We start from the raw sequence: 1,619 nt of genomic DNA, 5'->3' as shown, positions 1-1,619 counted from the left end.
GCGCAAACCAATGTGGATCATCTGATTTGCGGAAGTCCAGATTTGTTGAAGCTGGATGCGATCGCGAATCGCGGATTTGTCGACCTGCAAATGAGGTAAGCGCCTCATGAAAAGTATCTCTATACTGCCGGGCCGAGCAAGAACCGCGACATAGACGATGGCCGTATTGAAACCGCTGGAATTGACGAAGGAAGAACGTAGCGAGCTTGAGGTTCTGGCGAGAAGCCGCCGTGATTGGCGAACACGAGACAGGTCCCGGACGATTCTGATGTTTAGCGACGGCGTGCCCGCCAAGGAGATAGCCAGGCGGCAGGAGTTGACGTTGGAGGCGGTGTACGAGAGGCGCTATCGTTGGTTGGAGAAAGGCATGGCAGGGCTGTCGGACGCGCCGCGTAGCGGTGCGCCGTCGAAGCTGTCGCCGCAGCAGGTTGAGCAGTTGAAGGTGTGGGCGACGCAGGAGGCGCTGACGGCACCCGAACTGCTGGCACGACTCGAAGAAAAGTTCGGGATTCGGGTTCATCGCAATACGCTGACAGGGGTTCTCAAGCGAGCGGGGCTGGTATGGAAGCGAACCCGGCATAGCTTAAAAAAAAGCGGGACGAACAGCAGTTCCGACAAGCCCAATCTGAAATTGGGGAGTTGGTCCAGCAAGCCCAGCGTGGCGAAATCGAACTCGCCTACGTAGACGAAGCTGGCTTCGCGCAAGCACAGCCGAATCGAAGTGCCTGGACGCCAGTCGGGGAGCAACACATGATTGACGCCCGGCGCGGTAAGCGTCTGAACTTGGTCGGAGCTCTGCTGTCCTCGGGAGGGCTGTTTGCAGTGAAGCTGTGGGAGACGATGACCTCGATGCTGTTCGCCGGATTTCTCGGCCTGCTGGTCGAACACGTCGGCAAGCCGCTGACCGTGATTCTCGACAATGCATCGGTCCACACGGCCCGCGCACTGCAGCCTTACCTCCGGCTGCTACACGCGAAAGGCTTGACGTTGTACTTCTTGCCACCGTACAGCCCGGAGCTCAATCGCATCGAGAAGCTCTGGCACAAGATGAAATACGAGTGGCTGGCCTTCAAGGCCCGCGACACCCGAACCCTTGAGGCTGATGTCGATGTAATCCTTCAGGGATTCGGGGCAGACTACAGATTCACTTTTTGTTGAGAGCTTAACGATGCTGGCGCTGTTTGGCTATAAGACCATTCACGCAATGGGGCGCGTCTACAGCGTGGTGGGCGGGCTAACCTTCGTTTATCTTTTCGTTAGCCTCCTGCACGGACACGATGTTTCGATGTTATTGGGCACTCGACACTTCACGTGGCCAACATTTCTCTTTGCCATTTCGCTGTCGGCCTCATGGCAGATTTCGTACGGTCCATATGTGGCGGATTACTCCCGTTACCTGCCAAAATCAACCTCCCCGTTGGTAACCTTCCTTGCGGTCGGCATTGGCTCAGTTCTCGGATCCCAGTTCGCAATGACTTTTGGCGTATTCGCCGCAGCCATTGCCGGGGCGCAATTCGCTGGTCACGAAGTTACTTTCATGGTGGGGCTCGGTTCGGCCGGCGCTATTGCTGCGGTGCTTTACCTGGCGATCACGCTTGGGAAGCTCATTGCGTCAACGC

General features: G+C 57.1%; 2 protein-coding genes and 1 pseudogene. All 3 read left to right on the top strand.

Annotation, left to right across the window (positions count from 1 at the left end; all coding sequences use genetic code 11):
* Positions 1-268: 268 nt before the first annotated feature.
* Positions 269-685, top strand: coding sequence for a helix-turn-helix domain-containing protein (locus WCA53_RS17250; RefSeq protein ID WP_423912981.1), 417 nt, complete (start codon positions 269-271; stop codon positions 683-685).
* A complete protein-coding gene (locus WCA53_RS17245) occupies positions 640-1,158 on the top strand; it encodes an IS630 family transposase (RefSeq protein WP_423912978.1) in 519 nt (172 codons plus the stop codon). The genes WCA53_RS17250 and WCA53_RS17245 overlap by 46 nt, the downstream gene beginning before the upstream one ends.
* A gap of 13 nt (positions 1,159-1,171) precedes the next feature.
* Positions 1,172-1,619, top strand: a pseudogene (locus WCA53_RS17240) (cytosine permease); the annotation flags it as partial.

This window comes from Caballeronia sp., assembly GCF_049581465.1.
Classification (GTDB): Bacteria; Pseudomonadota; Gammaproteobacteria; order Burkholderiales; family Burkholderiaceae; genus Caballeronia.
This window is presented reverse-complemented; position numbering and strand designations above follow the sequence as displayed.

Excerpts from the sequence above, each read along its gene's own strand:
- WCA53_RS17250 (WP_423912981.1), top strand. The coding sequence starts at position 269 with ATGTTTAGCGACGGCGTGCCCGCCAAGGAGATAGCCAGGCGGCAGGAG.